1 protein-coding gene is annotated in these 201 nt (G+C 38.8%); it reads right to left on the bottom strand.

Annotated features, from left to right (window positions below; genetic code table 11):
- A partial coding sequence (locus AC1Z3T_RS21275) for a type VI immunity family protein (protein WP_483397006.1) occupies positions 1 to 201 on the bottom strand: 201 nt, incomplete at both ends.

A 201-nucleotide genomic window follows, 5' to 3' on the forward strand; every position in this document is an offset into this window, starting at 1 on the left:
ATATCAAAACGAGCTAACCAGTGATTGGCTAAATAGCCTTTAATCAGTGGAATTTCATCTGTTGAATAATTACCACGATGTAAATCACCTATTTTTTCAACACGTAAAGGCTTTAACACCCTATTTAACAAGACGTAAGGCGCGGGTAAGGGATCACTTTCAACAGAGCCCATTAAAGGTAAAGTCCCCGCTTGTATCACA

Source organism: Acinetobacter sp. B-6 (assembly GCF_056930735.1).